Annotated in this window: 11 protein-coding genes; all 11 read left to right on the top strand. The window is 37.3% G+C overall.

The features are described from left to right. Window positions 1-1072 precede the first annotated feature (1072 nt). Entirely contained in the window at window positions 1073-3505 is a 2433-nt protein-coding gene (gene gyrB / locus ACFIJ7_RS00695; protein WP_375644368.1) for a DNA topoisomerase (ATP-hydrolyzing) subunit B, read from the top strand. Between the two features lie 118 nt (window positions 3506-3623). Further along, window positions 3624-4406 (top strand): bifunctional demethylmenaquinone methyltransferase/2-methoxy-6-polyprenyl-1,4-benzoquinol methylase UbiE, encoded by a 783-nt coding sequence (gene ubiE / locus ACFIJ7_RS00690; RefSeq protein WP_375644367.1) that lies wholly within the window; start codon window positions 3624-3626, stop codon window positions 4404-4406. A gap of 2 nt (window positions 4407-4408) precedes the next feature. Further along, window positions 4409-5995 (top strand): 2-polyprenylphenol 6-hydroxylase, encoded by a 1587-nt coding sequence (gene ubiB / locus ACFIJ7_RS00685; protein WP_375644366.1) that lies wholly within the window; start codon window positions 4409-4411, stop codon window positions 5993-5995. Between the two features lie 68 nt (window positions 5996-6063). Further along, on the top strand, window positions 6064-7485 hold the full coding sequence (gene coaBC / locus ACFIJ7_RS00680; RefSeq protein ID WP_375635380.1) for a bifunctional phosphopantothenoylcysteine decarboxylase/phosphopantothenate--cysteine ligase CoaBC: 1422 nt from the start codon (window positions 6064-6066) through the stop codon (window positions 7483-7485). 1884 nt (window positions 7486-9369) lie between these two features. Next, window positions 9370-10089, top strand: coding sequence for a sulfate transporter family protein (locus tag ACFIJ7_RS00675; RefSeq protein ID WP_375635379.1), 720 nt, complete (start codon window positions 9370-9372; stop codon window positions 10087-10089). A 906-nt stretch (window positions 10090-10995) separates the two neighbouring features. Next, entirely contained in the window at window positions 10996-11916 is a 921-nt protein-coding gene (accD, locus tag ACFIJ7_RS00670; RefSeq protein ID WP_375635378.1) for an acetyl-CoA carboxylase, carboxyltransferase subunit beta, read from the top strand. Between the two features lie 4 nt (window positions 11917-11920). Beyond that, window positions 11921-13240, top strand: a complete 1320-nt coding sequence (locus tag ACFIJ7_RS00665; RefSeq protein WP_375635377.1) for a bifunctional folylpolyglutamate synthase/dihydrofolate synthase — start codon at window positions 11921-11923, stop codon at window positions 13238-13240. Between the two features lie 42 nt (window positions 13241-13282). After that, on the top strand, window positions 13283-14281 hold the full coding sequence (locus ACFIJ7_RS00660) for a complex I NDUFA9 subunit family protein (protein ID WP_375644365.1): 999 nt from the start codon (window positions 13283-13285) through the stop codon (window positions 14279-14281). A gap of 718 nt (window positions 14282-14999) precedes the next feature. Then, the gene (gene ahcY / locus ACFIJ7_RS00655) at window positions 15000-16397 is read left to right on the top strand and encodes an adenosylhomocysteinase (RefSeq protein ID WP_375644364.1); all 1398 of its coding nucleotides are present in this window, start codon (window positions 15000-15002) and stop codon (window positions 16395-16397) included. A 33-nt stretch (window positions 16398-16430) separates the two neighbouring features. Beyond that, the gene (locus ACFIJ7_RS00650; protein ID WP_375644363.1) at window positions 16431-18896 is read left to right on the top strand and encodes a PAS-domain containing protein; all 2466 of its coding nucleotides are present in this window, start codon (window positions 16431-16433) and stop codon (window positions 18894-18896) included. Between the two features lie 51 nt (window positions 18897-18947). After that, window positions 18948-19418: a tRNA (adenosine(37)-N6)-threonylcarbamoyltransferase complex ATPase subunit type 1 TsaE gene (gene tsaE, locus ACFIJ7_RS00645; protein WP_375644362.1), complete on the top strand. Its 471-nt coding sequence runs from the start codon at window positions 18948-18950 to the stop codon at window positions 19416-19418. Window positions 19419-19707 lie beyond the last annotated feature (289 nt).

The raw sequence follows: 19707 nt of genomic DNA, 5'->3' as shown, positions 1-19707 counted from the left end.
GAGGGGTTTCTCAACATTAAGGTTGTGTCAACATTTAAGAGCTGGAAAATAAAATGATGCCGCTGGTTTGCACCTTATTGTCAATATGGGCAAGATAGGGGACATGAATCTTGTAGTATTCACAGGGTATTGTGCGTTATACTATTTAAACATCGTTGTAAAATGAGTTTAGGAACATTGAGAGATGTTTCTTAAAAAAGCGCGTGAATAACAGCGCAATGGGGCTTTGTTTTAAATAAGGGACGTAACCTCCATTACAGGAATGAGAAAAACAAAAGCGTAAGACAATGCGTCATCACCCCCATTCTTTAAAAACATCGCCGTAGACGTTTTTAAAAGTTGTAAAACTGAATAAAAGAACGATAGTGGAAACGTGTTTTTACATTTACGCCTTTATATTTTCCACATTTTAAAGATGCCACAAACCAATATACCCAATATTTTCGCCTCAATCTAATATATAAAAATTTGAGCTGCTTAGAGAGCTCGTAACCTTTGTTTTAAATATACGGCAACATTAGAATTGAAAATTGATTTATGGATAAAACAAGTAAGACCTTTGTTAGTCTAACACAAAAATGTATAACTAATTTTGAAACATTACGCATATGCAAAAATAAACAAAATAAATAGCATCATTATTGTAAAGCTTAATTGACCTCATTCCCACACCTCAAAGGAAAAGGATTCCTACTAGCGTTGACGTCTAGACAGTCCTGCTTCTCTCGACTAATTCTTTGGGGCTATCCACTCATGCAATTTACTTAACTAAAGGTTATACAAATAAACCCTGCTCCGAATATTCACCACACACTTTAAAAATACTTAATGTATCAAGGTAGTGCTTACTTTCCTTATATCACCATATCACCGCCCTAAATGACGGAGTTTTACGACATAACAGTACAATCTCATTTCATCATTCTCTTCATTATATATCGACAGATATTGAATCTAGTTCTGATATACGGTAAATGTTTAATGTGGTTATTCCATAAATAACTGATCAGAACATTAAGCTTTAAAAAAGCAGATAGAATATTGTAAATTGAACACAGGAATGGACTAACTTATGAGTGATGAAATAACCTCAGCGGCACAAAGTGATGATTATGGCGCTTCTTCTATCAAAGTCCTCAAAGGCCTTGATGCTGTACGCAAACGTCCTGGTATGTATATCGGTGATACTGATGATGGATCGGGTTTACACCATATGGTCTATGAAGTTGTAGACAATGCTATCGATGAAGCTTTAGCCGGTCATGCTACTCTTGTAAACGTCACACTCCATGCTGATGGTTCTTGTTCTGTTCGTGATAATGGACGTGGAATTCCGACAGATATCCATCCAACAGAAGGTGTTTCTGCAGCTGAAGTTATTATGACACAGCTTCATGCCGGCGGAAAGTTTGATCAAAACTCTTATAAAGTTTCAGGTGGATTACACGGTGTTGGCGTCTCTGTTGTGAATGCATTATCCGTTTGGCTTAAATTGCAAATCAGACGGAATGGTAAAATTCATGAAATATCATTTACCCACGGAGTGGCTGATGCTCCATTAAAAGTTATTGGCGATTGCGATAGAGAAAGTGGAACAGAAATCAGATTTTTACCAAGTTCTGAAACTTTTACTATGGTTGAGTTTGATTTTGAAACTTTGGAGCGCCGTTTACGGGAATTAGCCTTTCTAAATTCTGGCGTTTATATTCTCCTTGTTGACGAGCGTCATGCTGATACTAAATCAATTGAATTACATTATGAAGGTGGATTAACGGAGTTTGTCAAATATATTGATCAATCAAAAAAAGCTCTGCTTGATAATCCTATTTACATTGCAAGTGAAAAAGATGGTATGAGCGTTGATGTTGCCCTATGGTGGAATGATTCCTATCATGAGAAGGTCCTGTGTTTTACCAATAATATTCCTCAGCGTGACGGTGGAACTCATTTGATAGGTTTTAGAAGTGCCCTTACGCGCCAAATTAATGGCTATGCTGAATCTTCAGGTATTGCTAAAAAAGAAAAAGTAAACTTAACCGGTGATGACTGCCGTGAAGGATTAACAGCTATTCTTTCTGTGAAAGTTCCTGATCCAAAGTTTTCTTCACAAACAAAGGATAAGTTAGTCTCTTCTGAAGTGCGTCCTATTGTTGAAAATTTGGTCAATGAAGGTCTTTCAGTATGGCTGGAAGAACATCCTCATGAAGCAAAACTTCTCATTAGTAAAGTGGTAGAAGCTGCAACAGCACGTGAAGCAGCACGCAAAGCACGTGAACTCACAAGACGAAAAGGGGCGCTTGATATCACTTCTTTACCAGGAAAACTTGCCGATTGCCAAGAACGTGATCCTGCAAAATCAGAAATCTTTATTGTCGAGGGGGATTCGGCTGGCGGTTCAGCAAAAAGTGGGCGCTCACGTCAAAATCAAGCAATTTTACCCCTTCGTGGTAAAATTCTCAATGTTGAACGAGCACGTTTCGACCGCATGCTCTCATCTGATATGATTGGAACACTTATTACAGCTCTTGGAACGTCTATCGGTAAAGATGAATTTTCACCGGATAAATTACGTTATCATAAGATTATTATCATGACAGATGCGGACGTTGATGGAGCCCATATTCGTACTCTGCTGCTCACTTTCTTTTTTAGACAAATGCCCGAGTTGATTGAACGTGGGCATCTTTATATTGCTCAGCCTCCTCTTTATAAAGTATCGCGTGGAAAATCTTCCCAATATATTAAAAATGAAGCAGCATTTGAAGAATTCTTGATCGATACTGGATTAGAAGAAACAACGCTTGAGCTTTCAACGGGAGAAGTTCGTGCAGGGGCTGATTTGTATCAACTCGCTAAAGATGCTCGTATATTACGTCAACTTTTAGATGGTCTTCATACCCGTTATGACCGTAATATCGTTGAACAAGCAGCAATCGTTGGCGCTTTTAATCTTGAAGTCTTTGCAACACAAGAAAAAGCGCAAAAAATAGCAGATACTATAGCACACCGCCTTAATCTGATTGCTGATGATATGGAACAAGGTTGGAGTGGACAATATACAGCAGATGGAAACTTATGTTTTGAGCGTATTTTGCGTGGTGTTAAAGATGTTGTTACGCTTGATGTGGGACTTATAAATTCAACTGACGCACGCCAAATTGATCGCATTTCCCAAAATTTTATCGACATATATCATCCTCCTGTTCTTTTACGTCGCAAAGATAAAACAGAGCGTATTTTTGGTCCTATGAGCCTCTTAGAGAGCATTTTTACAAATGGTAAAAAAGGTATTACTCTTCAACGTTATAAAGGTCTTGGGGAAATGAATGCTGAACAGCTTTGGGAAACAACGCTTGATCCTAATGCACGTTCTCTTTTACAAGTAAAAATTCATGATGCAACCGATGCAGATTCACTCTTTTCTCGTCTCATGGGTGATGAAGTTGAACCTAGACGTATTTTTATTCAAGACAATGCCTTAAGCGTTGCCAATCTTGATATCTAAAGGTACTCTTCTGTTTTTAGCTGTGTAAATGTCGCAGTTTTATACGTTGTTTTTTCGTATTTGAACATTCCCTCTTTATTTCATTTACGATAAAAGAAAAATAAGGAAGGTCATACACATGGCAGTTGAAACAGAACGTGTAGGAGCCAAGGGTGGCATGGAGCACTCTTTTGGTTTTACAAGAGTAGATGAAACACAAAAACAATCCATGGTGGATGGTGTGTTTCATTCTGTTGCTGAAAATTATGACAAGATGAATGATATCTTATCATTAGGGTTACACCGTGTGTGGAAAAATTCCATGATTGCTTGGCTTTCCCCACCAGCACTTTCTCATTGGAAAGTTCTTGATGTCGCTGGCGGTACAGGTGATATTGCTTTTCGTATTCTCAATGCTTCACGCCAAAAAGCCCATGCTACAGTGCTTGATATTAACGGCTCAATGCTCAACATTGGCAAAAAGCGCGCACAAAAAAATGGTCTTGCCCCTCTGATTGATTTTGTTGAAGCCAATGCAGAAAATCTACCTTTTGAAGATCAAAGCTTTGACGCTTACACTATTGCTTTTGGAATTCGCAATGTTCCTCATATTGATCAAGCTCTTAGAGAAGCTTTTCGTGTTTTAAAGCCCGGTGGACGTTTTTTATGTTTAGAATTTTCAAATGTCGAGACGCCTCTGCTGGATAAAATTTATGATCTTTGGTCTTTCCATGCTATCCCTAAGCTTGGTCAATTTATTGCAAATGATGGTGATGCTTATCGTTATTTGGTTGAATCTATCCGCAAATTTCCTAAGCAAGATGATTTTGCCCATATGATCAAGCATGCAGGATTTTCGCGGGTATCGTACCGCAATCTCACCGGTGCGATTGCAGCGCTGCATTCAGGTTGGAAAATTTAAAAATGGTGCAAATTTCCCCTTACCTTCAATTGATGCATGCAGGATGGGTTTTAGCACGTGAAGGTGTTTTAAGTGCTCTTCCTCATGATGATCTTCAAGGATTTCCAGCGCTATGTCATCGTATAGCGAGTGCATTAGCACGACGCAAAACGAAAAAAAAACAGCGATCTGAAAATATTTCGTATGCCATTAATAAGCTTGGACCCTCTTACATAAAACTTGGTCAATTTCTTGCCACAAGACCTGATATTGTTGGGCGTGATATTGCGGAAGATTTGTCACAACTACAAGATCGTGTCCAAACATTTTCTTGCACTGCTGCTGTTGCTCAAATTGAAAGTTCTCTTGGTCGCTCTATCGATGATTTATTCATAAATTTTTATCCCCCCATTGCTGCAGCTTCTATTGCTCAAGTTCATCCAGCTGAATACAGTGATGAAACTGGTCATACGAAAAAATGTGCTGTAAAAGTTATTCGTCCTAATATCAGAGCACGTTTTTCTAAAGATCTTAGAGGATTCTATCTCATTGCTCACTTACAAGAGCGCTATATCCCTGCCTCTCGAAGGCTTCGTCCTGTTCGTGTGGTAGATACTTTAGCACAAACAACACGCATTGAAATGGATTTACGTTTAGAAGCAGCGGCTATATCTGAAATGGCTGAAAATATTCAACATGATACAGGCTTTCGGGTTCCACGTATTGACTGGGAACGGACAGGACGTAATGTTCTTACAATGGAATGGATTGATGGTATCAGAATATCCGAAATTTCCAAACTCAAAGAAGCAGGATTTGATTTGCAGGCGCTTGCCATTACGCTTATTCAATCTTTTCTTCGTCATACATTGCGTGATGGTTTTTTTCACGCTGATATGCATCCTGGTAATTTATTTGTAGATGCAAAAGGATGTATTGTTGCTGTTGATCTAGGCATTACAGGAAGGCTTGGCAAAAAAGAAAAGCATTTCCTTGCTGAAATCCTTTATGGCTTTATTACCCGTGATTATCATCGGGTTGCACGCGCCCATTTTGAAGCCGGTTATGTTCCTTCACACCATAACATTGAAAGCTTTGCGCAAGCCAACCGCGCTATTGGCGAACCAATACATGGACAATCAGCACAAAGTATTTCCATGGCTAAATTGCTCACTTTATTGTTTGAAGTCACTGAATTATTTGACATGCAAACGCGACCTGAACTTTTATTGCTGCAAAAAACGATGGTTGTCGTGGAAGGTGTTGCCCGCACATTAGACCCCACTTTTAATATGTGGAAAGCTTCTGAACCTGTTGTCAAAGAATGGATTAGTAAAAATTTGGGACCTGTAGGCGTTGCAAAAGACTTTAGTGAAGGAGCGCAAGCTCTCCTTTCGCTGGCACGCAAAACACCACAATTGGTTCAAAATTTCCAACGGATAGAAGAAGATTTCGATCAAATGAGAAAAACAGGTTTTAATCTTTCTCCTGCCACCATCAAACAACTTGCTGTCGAACAAAGTCGTAGAAACCGTTATGGTCGTTATAGTCTTTTCATCATTGCGCTTTGTTGCGTTTGTCTCACTTTTTACTTTTTTCATCTTTTCTAATTTCCTTAATATGCTAAAAATATCAACGATGAAATCATTGCAATCATTTTATTTCTTGGAGGTATTTTATGGCCAGTATTACTATTCGTAACCTGTCTCCTGAAACCAAAGAAGCTTTGCGCATACGTGCCGCGCAAAATGGTATTTCTATGGAAGAAGAAGTCCGACGCCTTTTAAGCAATCCCACTCCTCTCACCACACAACTCTCTCATACTAGTGCTGTTGAAGTGCAATCATTGAAATCAAAATCTCTCCTTCTTATTATTGGGGGAAGTATTGCATCCTATAAAGCACTTGATTTGATTCGCCGTTTACAAGAACGTGGAGCACACTTAAAAGTTGTGATGACAAAAGCAGCGCAAAAATTTATTACGCCTTTAGCTGCTGAAGCTTTAAGCAGTGGTACTGTATATACTGATTTATTTTCACGCGAAGAAGAACACGATATTGGACATATCCGATTAGCACGTAATGCTGACCTTATTATTTTAGCCCCTGCTACAGCCAATCGCATTGCAAAAATAGCCAATGGCATAGGAGATGATCTGGCTGATTGCATCCTTTTAGCGGCACGCTGTCCACTCTTAATTGCACCCGCTATGAATCCGTCCATGTGGGCGCATCCAGCCACTATTCGCAATGTTGCACAACTGCGCGCAGATGGCGTTCATATCATTGGACCAGAAATCGGAAATATGGCTGAACGTGACGAGATAGGATATGGGCGCATGAGCGAACCTTTAACGATTGTCGCTACCATAGAGGCTCTTTTGAATGTGCATGAAAAACCTCTCTCTGACCGCCATTTCATCGTTACCTCTGGCCCTACCCATGAACCAATTGATCCAGTGCGTTATCTTGCTAATCGGTCTTCAGGTAAACAAGGTCATGCCATCGCAACTGCTCTTGCGCATTTGGGTGCAAAAGTAACACTTATTTGTGGACCTGTTAATCTTGCAGACCCACAAGAAGTAAAAACCATTCATGTTGAAACAGCACAACAGATGTTACAAGCCGTTCAAACCGCATTGCCTGCTGATGGTGCCATTTTTGTCGCCGCTGTTTGTGATTGGCGCAGTCAAACGCAGTCTTTACACAAAATTAAAAAGAATGCTCATAAAATACCACCATCCCTTCATATGGTCGAAAATCCTGACATTTTAGCAATGATTGGACACGCTCCAAATCGCCCCTCATTGGTCATTGGTTTTGCTGCTGAAACATGTGATATTATTGCCAATGCGCAAAAAAAATGTGTTGAAAAAGGAGCTGATTTCATTCTTGCTAATGATATTTCTCTTCAACTAGATGGCACAAGTGTCATGGGTGCTGATACAAATCAAGTTTATCTCGTGAGTAAGGAAAAAGTTGAACAATGGCCCCATATGAGTAAACAACACGTAGCGCAAAAATTAGCAAACATGATTGTATCATTTTTTGCCCCCCAGACACCTACTCCTCATGAGGAAAATATACCCCATTTCAAATAATAACTCTTCAAATGCATTCATATTAAAACACCTTATAAAATAGAACTAACAATAGGTGTCTATCTATCTCGATTAGTATACAATATTTTGAGTTATAATGATCATCTAGCGTTGTTCATATTAAATTAGAATCCTGAATATCGTAAGATTCTCTCATTTCAACTCTCTCTCATGTTGAATCAATAAAAACCATTTTCTTGCACGTTGCAAAGAAGGATAGCCGTATGAATACAAAACGTTTAAGAAAGAACTAAAAACGCTTATAATGGACCGTCTCAAGAACAGAGCTGTCGAGCAATACTGAGAGAATGATGGTGCCCGCAGTGCTCTTTTATTAAGTGTAAAGATAGTGGTGCCCTATAAGTTTTATATTATTCACGAGAGCTTTACCCTTATACCATTCACAAGCACTGTTGGGAAATGGGTGTGACGAGCGTTGGGAAATGTTTCTTTAAAAAATTCTATTTCACCCATAGCCATCATAAAAAGTAGGATCTATTGCACCTCTGTTTCCCCAGCTTATAAAAAACAAGCTATTATTTACTTTGCCTACCATCAATTTTGAGAAAGCTCTTGCACTGGATAGAGTTTATAAAAGCATTTTCTTTCTTCAATGTTTTTATCCCCATATTAGTCCTATTTATGATGTGCAAATAAATGCTTTTGATTGTTTCATGATGAGAGCAGCTAATAAGAAAATATGACAACTTTACTTGGGGCTCTTATTCACTATGAAAAATAATGTATAAATCAATGTATTATAACATCTCAATGCAATTTGAAGCATATCTCACACTGATGCTCATAAAGAATGTAAACAAAATTCATTGCACCACTGTCTATAAGTTTATGAAACTGACGCCTTTATTATTTTCCTCAGTGATCGGTCTTTAAAATTAAATGTGTGTGTCCTCTCTCCAGCATACCAAGACCACAAAGACTAGGATTTGATCCATGATATCCTCACATTGTGATGTTTCATGAGAAGCATTTTTAGTCCTTTATCGAAAGCTTTGTATCCATACACTGGTCTCGCCTATAATGTGCAAGTAAATAATTTTTTGATGTTGAATAAAGGCTTTGAAATTAAAGAATATTTCTATATTTTGGATTCTTATTCAAGTTGAAAATGATCAATTCTCTTCATAAATTAGTGGTGTTATTATCTAAAAATTATTTGATACAGTGCACCACTTGTATGAAAAGTGCTTCAATGAATTCTTACTTCATTGCACTTATAGCTTTTAAAATTCAAAATCTCATCATTTTTAATCATCAGTGGTGTCTCCCACTCTTTGCTTCTTCTCAAGAAATTACCCTTCCATGGGATATGGACAGTCAATCGCCTAAGCTTATTTTTTCCACTTCTATCATATTAATCATTCTGTTGCCCAAATCAGAATATCTACAAGCTACTACGTTACTCCTATTCCATTGAACTCAATATGTTTTGAATAAAAGCGAGAGGCAAAAGCATGCCGCCAAATAGTATAAAAGTACAGAGCATTAGGAATTGTGCAAAACAATTAAGCACGTAGATAAACGAAATTAGACAACTCTACTGAATAAATAGAAGTCAACAACTTTCCTCCCAAATAGTTCTTATTCCTTAATTTTTCACATATATCATATAAACGCAATAACCTACACTCTGTACAAAAATATTAAAAATTTCTTCTACAACAGCTGCTTTTTAAATTCTTCTTGATTTTTAAAAATCAAAATTTCTATCTATTCAAACTTTATTTTAAACAAAGAAGCCTTAGCCGTTTTTTATAATGTTCTTGAAAAGAAATCTTGTAATTCAAAAAAGAAAAAACTACACCGTACATTCTTTAAATATATTTCTTGTTTTTTTTGCTTCTTTCCTTAGTTTATTAATTTATGATTTTTACTGCTGCCTATCGTGCTTTACAACGTCTTCTGACCTCGCAATATAGTATTATGATACTGAAAGCATTGGGGATTACTTTTTTCATTCTCGCCATTTTATGGTTATGTGTGCACCAACTTTTTATGTCTTACTTTTGGCCTTGGATTGCTCAGTTTTTTCCTGAACTCCCTAGTTGGGCGGGATGGATTGGTTTTAGCATGCTTATCATTTTTAATCTTGGTTTGGCTCTTTTGTTGGCTTTTTTGATTGCACCAATCGCAGCTATGATTGGTGGTTTTTTCATTGACTCTGTTGCTGAAATCATTGAAAAAGAGGATTACCCAAACGAGCCTATTGGACAAGCTTTGCCGTTTCAGCGTTCTCTTATCATTTCCTTTAAATTTGTTATTTTAAGCCTTCTTGGTAATGGAATTGCTTTTATTTTATTCTTCATACCAGGTATTAATTTAATCGCTTTTTACGTTATTAATGGTTATTTGCTTGGTCATGAATATTTCTTGTTTGCTGCTTATCGTTTTCGAACAGAGCAAGATGCACGTGCTTTTTTACATACTCATTACACAACGGTTTTTGGTGCAGGATTATTAATAGCGCTTTTTGTTTCGATTCCAATTCTTAATTTAACAACACCGCTTTTTGCAGCCGCCTTTATGACATATTTACACAAAATGCTTTCCCAAAAGACCATGGCACGCATTACACAAAAATAATGTTACTTGACTTTAAGGCTAATAAAACTTGCCAGCCAAAAAAGCATAATATAAAATTTTATGCTTTATCTTTTATTAAAGTAATATATTGATTTATAACGATAATTTATTGTTTCACAACATGAGTGAAAAACCTAAATATCATGAGGCTTTCTCATTTTAATCCTATTCATATTGGATTAATTGAAATCGTTTGTTAATATGTCATAAACGGAGGTGGTGTGTAGATAAAGGTACTTTCAAAAAGGCGTGAAATATCTTTTATGAATCCTCTCAATGCAAACATTATCGTCACATTAAAACTGGAAAAGAGTATGATGGTATCGATTTGTACCTTCTATTTCAGTAAAAATGAAGAGCATAATGTATTTTATACCATTTACGGAGAGTATATACTCTTCTGAGGACAGTCATTAAGAGAGTTTTGGTGATTATTGAAAAATGTCTTTGTAAAACAAGCACATGAATGAGTAATATAATAGCATTTTTGAGGGTATTCAATTTTAATTGTGAAAAGCGCGCGCTTTAAAGAAACCTTTTGAAAAAAATCTTGCTCTGATGATAACGTTTCGCTAATATGGTGTTATCATGTACATTATCTTAAATGGATTATTTTAGCCTTGTTAAAGCCTTATATTATAAGGTTTCTTTTCTTAAAAACTGTTGATACGAATGATTAATTGGATTTTCATTTTTATTAAAAAATAAGGGGTTTGTTAACCATCGCAAGGAGTGAATTTTAATACCAAAGTAAAAAAATAAAAATTAAAAAACAAGCTATACGTACACAGATAAAAGTATTAAATAGACTCCTTTGTTCCACCGGTAAAGCAAATGTGACTGCTTAGGTTCATATTCTTTCAAATCATGCGAAAGATGTGTAATATTTAAAGGAAGGTTATAAAGATGAACTGGATTACAAATTATGTTCGTCCTAAAATTAACTCTATATTGGGGCGCCGTGAAATTCCAGAAAATCTATGGATTAAAGATCCTACCAGTGGTGAAATGATCTTCCATAAAGATCTGGAAGCTAATCAATTTGTAGCTCCCAATTCTGGCCATCATATGCGTATCAGCGCTAAAAATCGTCTCATGCATTTTTTTGATGATGGTGTTTATACAGCTCTTGAAAATCCAAAAGTTGTAACAGATCCTTTAAAATTTCGTGACGAAAAACGCTATATTGACCGGTTAAAAGATTATCGTTCTAAACTTGGTGTTGATGATAATATTTTAAGTGCACGTGGTACGATTGAAGGCTTACCAATCATTGCGACCGTTCAAGATTTCGCCTTTATGGGTGGATCACTCGGTATGGCTTCAGGAGAAGCTATTATTAAAGCTTTTGATACTGCCATTGCCGAAAGGCGCCCGTTAGTTCTTTTTTCTGCTTCTGGTGGCGCACGCATGCAAGAAGGAACACTCTCGTTGATGCAAATGCCTCGTACAACCGTAGCGATTGAAATGTTGAAAGAAGCAAAACTTCCCTATATTGTTGTGCTGACTAATCCAACCACCGGTGGTGTTACTGCTTCTTACGCCATGCTTGGTGATATTCACATTGCTGAACCTGGCGCTATGATTGGTTTTGCTGGTCCACGTGTGATTCAACAAACTATACGCGAAACCCTACCAGAAGGTTTTCAAAGTAGTGAATATCTGCTCGAACATGGTATGATTGATATGGTTGTATCACGTTTAGAAATGAAAACAACAATTGCGCGTCTTTTACGTTTGATGATGAAACGCCCTGCTGTTTTTGACCCTTCCGATCCATCCCCAACAGACTCTCAAACATCGCTTTCTACGACAAAAGCAGCTTAAATTTATGCAACAAAACCAGATACAAAGGGTGGTGGATGATTTACTAAAAAATTATCCGAAAAAATTTGATCTTTCTTTAGAGCGTATTATTCACCTTTTAGAGCGTCTTGGTAATCCACATTTAAAACTTGCCCCTATTATTCACATCGCTGGAACAAATGGCAAAGGATCTGCCTCAGCGATTTGCCGTGCTCTTTTAGAAAGTGCAGGATACTGCGTTCATGTCTATAGCTCACCTCATCTCGTCAACTGGAATGAACGCTGCCGGTTAGGTCAAAAAGGAGGTGGTCAACTTGTTACAGAAAACCAATTGGCTGAGACAATCCGTGAAATTATAAAAGTAAATCGTCAAGAGCCGATTACTATTTTTGAAATTTTTACAGCCGCTGCCTTTATGCTGTTTAGTACACATCCAGCTGATGTTGTCATTTTAGAAGTTGGGTTGGGAGGGCGTTTTGATGCTACCAATGTCATTAACAAACCAGCTGTATCGCTTATTATGCCCATTGATTATGATCATGAGAACTTTCTTGGAAACACAATTGCTCAAATCGCTTTTCAAAAGGGGGGAATTATCAAACCAAATGTTCCAGTAGTCATCGGGAAGCAAAATTATGAAGAAACTCTTGCTACTTTAATACCCCTTGCCGATAAAAATAAAGCACCTTATTCTCTATTTGATCAAGATTATCAAAGTTATAAAGAACATGGACGTATGGTTTTTCAAAACAATCAAGGTCTCATGGATCTTTCACTTCCTAACCTTATTGGAGACCACCAAGTTGCCAATGCTGGCGCATCTCTTGAAGCAGTTTGTCAAGCAGGTTTTCAACTTTCAGAACAAACCATAAATGACGCTTTGAAAAATATTTATTGGCCCGCACGGATGCAACATCTTATCCAAGGACATTTGGTTGATCAACTGTCTCCTAATATTGATTTATGGTTAGACGGTGGTCACAATCCTGCTGCTGGAAAAGTTATTGCGGCAGAACTTACACAATGGAGAAAAAAAACAGATCGTCCCATTATTATGATTGCTGGCATGCTCAATACCAAAGATGCTGTCGGTTATTTTCGTTCCTTAGCGAACCTTGTCGATAAAATATATACGATACCGCTGATTAACAATAATGCCAGTATCTCTCCAATAAAATTAGCTGAATCAGCGCAAAAAGCAGGAATCTTTGCTACTCCACAAGCACATCTACAAGATGCTTTGCATAAGATTAGAGCCGAATATAAAGAGGCAATTGTCCTTATTAGTGGTTCCCTTTATCTTGCGGGCGATATTTTACGTGACAATAAAACACCTCCATGCTAGAAATTGATTATTTTAAAGCTTTGAAAGATAGACTTTTTAATCATGCAACTTGATTGTGCACTTTATCAACATCCTAAACTTATTACTGTTTTTGGCGGATCTGGTTTTGTAGGACGACATGTCGTTGAAACTTTGACTAAGCGGGGATATCGCGTTCGTATCGCTGTTCGTTATCCACAAAAAGCTTATTACATGCTCCAAATAGGAGAAGTAGGACAAACCCAAATGCTTAAAACGGATATCAAGCATCGTGCCTCTGTTGCACGCGCGTTGCTTGGAGCTGATGCGGCAGTGTTTTTACCTGGTAGCTTAAAACAAGCAAATCAATCGAATTTTAAAAACACACAAATTTATGGTGCTTACAATGTTGCTGAATTAACAGCACAAGCTGCTATTCCACTCATCTATATGTCAGCACTTGTGGCTAACGAGAATGCTTCATGTCTTTATGCACGTGTTAAGTTTATGGGTGAACAAATCATTCATAACAAGCATCCTCAAGCAATTATTATCCGTCCATCCGTTATCTTTGGACCAGAGGATTGTTTCTTTAACACCTTAGCAGATTTGTCACGTTTTTTACCAATTATGCCTCTTTTTGGGGGTGGGCAAAGCAAATTGCAACCCGTGTATGTTGGTGACGTTGCTGAGTTTATCGCGCGCGCTTTAGATGAACAGGTTGCTTGGGGAAAAAATTATGATCTTGGTGGTCCCCAGATTATCACTTTCCAAAATACTCTTGAAAATATACTCAAAATTATTCACCGTAAAAAAACAATCCTATCCATGCCTCTTTCTGCTGGTCTATTGATTGGAGGAATTTTGGGAACTATCGGTAAATTTCCTTTTGTACCAACACTCGTAACAGCCAATCAAATACGTTTTTTGCAAATGGATAACATTGTTTCTAAAGAGGCTATAGAGAATGGATATACTCTAGAAGGTGTGGGAATTACCCCCAGAGCAATGGCTGCATTCTTGCCAAGTTATCTTTGGCGATTTCGTCCACATGGTCAATTTTCCAAAAACTTACTCGTCTAGAATAAATTTTTCCAGAAATGAGTTAATTATTTGATTTATAATTTATAGCTCGTTGTTAGCGGTTTTAAAATCAGAGTGCTCAATAGAGTAATGTCTTTGCATTTTTAATGCTCTATTCAGTATCACAAAAAATGTTTAATCGTATATCTATAGTATTTTGATAAAAATCGTTGAAAACAGGAGAAAAGCACTCCCTATAAACTGTCTTTATCCAAGAACAGATGCAACATTGGAATCCTAAAGAACCGATTCTGAATTGCCTATTCATAAATATGATAACCTATGGCTTTGCATTATATTATTTTGGTAGAAAGCTTAATAATGAGATTAAAGTAAGGTAATACTTCCTTTTTCAACAACCGCATAAGCGAGTAGAATACTCGTATACTACTTTCGATATTATCCCATAAAAAATCGATATAAAAACTATGAAGCAATGCACAATTTTTATTATTTAAAAGGTATTCTCTCTGGAGATTTTTAAAAGCTTTAACGTTACGTGAAAAGGATAGAGTTTTGTTTATATAATAAGACTTATCATGGAGATCTCTTATTCTGTCAGTAACATCATCACTCAGATTCATAAATGCATATTTGTTGCACAAATTTATGAAGATTTTAAAAGAGCTTTTTCACATAAAGAAGTCCTCTTCTTGTCTTGCATTTTTTTTTAATTTCTCCTACCGTCTTGGAAAAACTTATTTTAAAGGGATAAAGAATGGCAGCTCAAGATTTTGTTGTCAAAGATATTGCACTTGCCGCTTATGGTCGTAAAGAACTTGATATTGCTGAAACTGAGATGCCTGGTTTGATGGCTTGTCGTAAGGAGTTTTCCTCTAATCAACCTTTGCGCGGAGCGCGTATTTCTGGCTCATTGCACATGACAATTCAAACAGCTGTTTTAATTGAAACATTAAAAGCTATTGGCGCCGATATACGGTGGAGCTCTAGTAATATTTTTTCTACGCAAGACCATGCAGCAGCAGCTATCGCCGCAACTGGTATTCCTGTATTCGCCGTTAAGGGTGAAACATTGGAAGAATATTGGACTTATATAGATGCAATTTTCCAATGGCCAGATGGTAATCCTTCCAATCTTATTTTAGATGATGGAGCTGACGCCACAAACTATATTTTAATGGGAAGTCGTGCAGAACAAAATAAAGATATCCTATCGCATCCCAAAACAGAAGAAGAAGAATTTTTTTTCAAACAAATACAAAAGCGTATGGATGCAACGCCAGGATTTTTTACACGACAGCGTGCAACAATTAAAGGTGTAAGCGAAGAAACCACAACAGGTGTAAACCGTCTTTATCAGTTACAAAAAGAAGGGCTTCTGCCTTTTCCTGCTATTAATGTCAATGATAGCGTCACTAAATCAAAGTTTGATAATAAATATGGATGTAAAGAATCATTGGTCGATGGTATTCGACGTGGAACAGACGTGATGATCGCTGGTAAAACTGCCATTGTCTGTGGTTATGGTGACGTAGGAAAAGGTTCAGCAGCATCTCTTTCTGGTGCTGGGGCTCGTGTTAAAGTAACAGAAATTGATCCTATTTGCGCTCTTCAAGCAGCTATGGATGGCTATGAAGTTGTTAATTTGGATGATGCTGCTTCCAGTGCTGATATTATCATCACGACAACAGGCAATAAAGATGTTGTTCGTTTAGACCATATGCGACAAGTAAAGGATATGTGTATTCTTGGAAATATTGGTCATTTTGATAACGAAATCCAAGTCGCAGCCCTTAGAAATTTGCCATGGACAAATATTAAACCACAAGTTGATATGATCACCTTTCCCGATGGAAAACGCATCATTTTGCTCTCTGAAGGGCGTTTGTTAAACCTCGGGAATGCGACTGGGCATCCCTCTTTTGTCATGTCAGCCTCTTTTACTAATCAAGTTTTAGCGCAAATTGAACTTTTTACCCGTGCAGAACACTATACAAATGAAGTCACTGTTTTGCCTAAACATCTTGATGAAAAAGTTGCACGTCTACATCTTGACCGGTTAGGAATAAAATTAAGTGTTTTATCAGAAGAACAAGCCGCTTATATTGGAGTCACACCACAAGGACCTTATAAACCAACCCATTACCGTTACTAAACATTTCCTTGGGTTAAAAAAGGGAAAGATGTCGTGCGCAGCTTTGGTGACTATAACCCCAAAGAAAAAGCTCAAAAAATGATTCGAATCTATGCGTATATATTTTGCCTTTTTTTCTTTTTTTCTCCAACATGCGCTGTTGCTCAGTCACTGGAAGGTTATTTACCATTTTTCTTCACTTTACTAGATGGTCCATGGCTGCTTTTAGCACTGTGTGGAGGGATTTCTTGTGCTTCACTTCTCACGTGCTTGGCTGTTATTATGCGTGCAAAAAAAACTGCACAGAAGCCTTTGAATATAATTCAGGCAAATTTTTCTGAAAAACTTAAATATTATGAATGGCTTCTGGAAGAAACCGAGCAATTCCTTCTTATTTGGGAAAATCCAACAACCTTACCCCGTGTCGTTGGTGCCCTTTCTGCATTACAAAAAATAGGAATCGACCAGAAAGATTTTCAGCGTTTTGAGCTCTGGGTTGAAGAAAATTCTCTGCGAGAACTTGATTATGCATTGACTCAACTACGTTGTAAATGTCACCCTTTTGATCTTTCTATCACCACCACAAACAATATATTGCTGCAAGTTACAGGAGTCATCGCAGGAACAGTCGCTATTGCTCGTTTTCAAGATATCTCAAAACAACAGAGTGAAAATGCTCGTTTACAGAAAGATATCGCCCGCCTTCTTACTGAACTGAGAATGCAGCGTAATCTTCTTGATCTTATTCAAGAGCCCGTATGGATAAAAGATTGTGAAGGAAAAGTTTGTTTTATAAATCGCGCCTTTAGAGAAATGACAGACTTTCGTGAAGACAGTGATGAAGTGGGGGATCTTTTCAATGAAAATACACAACGTAAAACAGATGAAACAGAAACAATTTTTCAAGAACATGTTCACACAGTTATTGATGGAGAACGACATCGTTTTCATCTCACACGTATTACAACAGCCGAAGGGATGGCAGCTTTTGCGCGTGATGACAGCGCATATGAAAATCTTGCTCATGAATTAAGTTATGTTCTTCAAAGCCATTGTGAAACACTTGACCAAATTTCAACAGCTGTAGCTATTTTTGATACAAACCAAAAATTAAAATTCTGTAATCATGCTTTTAAAATTTTATGGCCGTTGGAGACTTCCTTTTTAGAAAGTGAACCAAGCCATACATTATTTCTTGAACGTTTACGTGAAAAAGGGCTCATTGCTGAACACCCCGATTGGCGCGCGTGGAAAGAAGAACTTTTTAAAGCCTATCGACAAACAGAATCGAACCAACAAATTTGGAATCTTCCAGATGGGCGTACGGTGCGTGTTATCTCGAACCCTCATCCACAAGGAGGTGTCACTTGGCTTTACGAAAACCTTACAGAAAAAATTGATCTTGAACGCCGTTATAATACACTTATTAAAATACAAGGTGAAACACTTGATAAACTTTCCGAAGGCGTGGTTGTTTTTGGTACTGATGGGCGCCTTCGTTTATCGAATCCTGCCCTGTCGAAATTGTGGTCGCTTCCCTATAATTTACTGGTAGAAGGGACCCATATTACACAGTTACAAAGCCATTGTTCAGCCTTAACCTTAGGACAAGAATGGGATCAATTTACCAAATTCATTACCGGTTTTGCTGAAAAACGTGAAACATATTCAGGTCGTATAGATCTTAAAAATGATATGATTATTGACTATACTCTGGTCCCTCTTCCCGATGGACAAACGATGCTTACTTTTGTGAATGTTACGGACACTGTCCATGTTGCGCGTGCTCTTCAAGAAAGAAATGAAGCATTAGAAAGTGCTGATCGTTTGCGTAATGAATTTGTTCAACATGTTTCCTATGAATTGCGTACACCTCTCACCAATATTATTGGATTTTCGGATATTTTACGTGATCAAATTTTCGGCTCTATCAATAAACGTCAACAAGAATATCTTGGGCATATTCATTCAGAATCAGGAACTCTTTTAAATATTGTTAACGATATTCTTGATCTTGCTACCCTTGATGCAGGCATTATGGAGTTGGACATAAAATCGGTTAATATTGCAGATGCTATGATACAAGCAGTAACACGTATAGAAGATCGCCTTAATGGACGCCATATTACGCTTTTACAACAAATTTCTCCTTCCTTAAATTCCATTTCTGCTGACGAAAAACGCTTGCATCAAATTTTTGTGAATGTGCTGAGTAATGCTATTAATTTTGCAACGGAAGCGAGCACTATTGAATTTTGCGTCGATGAACAAGATGATAATATTGTCTTTAGCGTTCACAATGAAGGCTCTGATATTCCAAAAGACGTCCTTGATCGTATTTTTAAACGTTTTTCTTCTCATTCACACCATGGCGGGCGTGCAGGAGCGGGTCTTGGCCTTTCCCTTGTGAAGAGTTTCGTTGAACTACACGGTGGACATGTTGAGATTCTTACCGGTTCTGGAAAAGGAACAACAGTTAAATGTTTTTTCCCACTTCCCAAAGGAGATAAGATTTTTTAATTTCAATCTTTATTATAACAAAAATTTTTCATCCATTTCATGGAACTCTTAATGAATTTTAGTTTTTTTCTTGAAAATGAAGAGGAAACAAAGCTTTTTGCACAACATTTAACCCTTTCTTTAAAGCTGGGGGATCTTGTAACGTTGCAAGGAGATCTTGGAACTGGAAAATCAACTATTGCACGTACAATCATCCAAACACTTGCGAATGATAACACTATGGATGTTCCAAGCCCTACTTTTACTCTTGTGCAAAGCTATCAACTTCCACAGTTTGAAATTATTCATGCTGATCTTTACCGCCTTTCTATGGCAGAAGAAATTGATGAATTAGGGCTTCATGAAGCTCGTGAGAAAAATATTTTACTTGTTGAATGGCCAGAAAGAAATACAGCTCTTTTAGAGCTCGCCACTTTTGCACTCACCTTACACTATAAAGAACATGGGCGTCATGTAACACTCAGATCAGCACAACATGCCATTGAACGTTTGCAACAGTCTTTTGCAATTCGTACATTTTAAAAAAACATCGACATGAGCATGGACCTCATCATTTTTTAATTGATAATACCTCTAATACGTACCGAAATTTGAAATGATGAACAACATAAAGAAGTCCCTCATGGCGGATCAACCATGAAGATGAGACGAAATACTGACTCTTTTATATAACAATGACATAAATTGCAAAGGACATCCGTTAATTTATAGGAATTTATCAATTTATTTTAGAGAATGTTTTTTGCCTTTCATATTTTTGGTAAAGGCTCCAAAAAAATCTTTTGATTCTAGAGAATAGTACAAGAGAATT

It is taken from the genome of Bartonella sp. MR100HLJHH (assembly GCF_042194215.1).
In the GTDB taxonomy this organism is placed as follows: Bacteria; Pseudomonadota; Alphaproteobacteria; order Rhizobiales; family Rhizobiaceae; genus Bartonella; species Bartonella grahamii.
The sequence above is the reverse complement of the archived record's forward strand: the minus strand, read 5'-3'. Positions and strand labels throughout refer to the sequence as shown.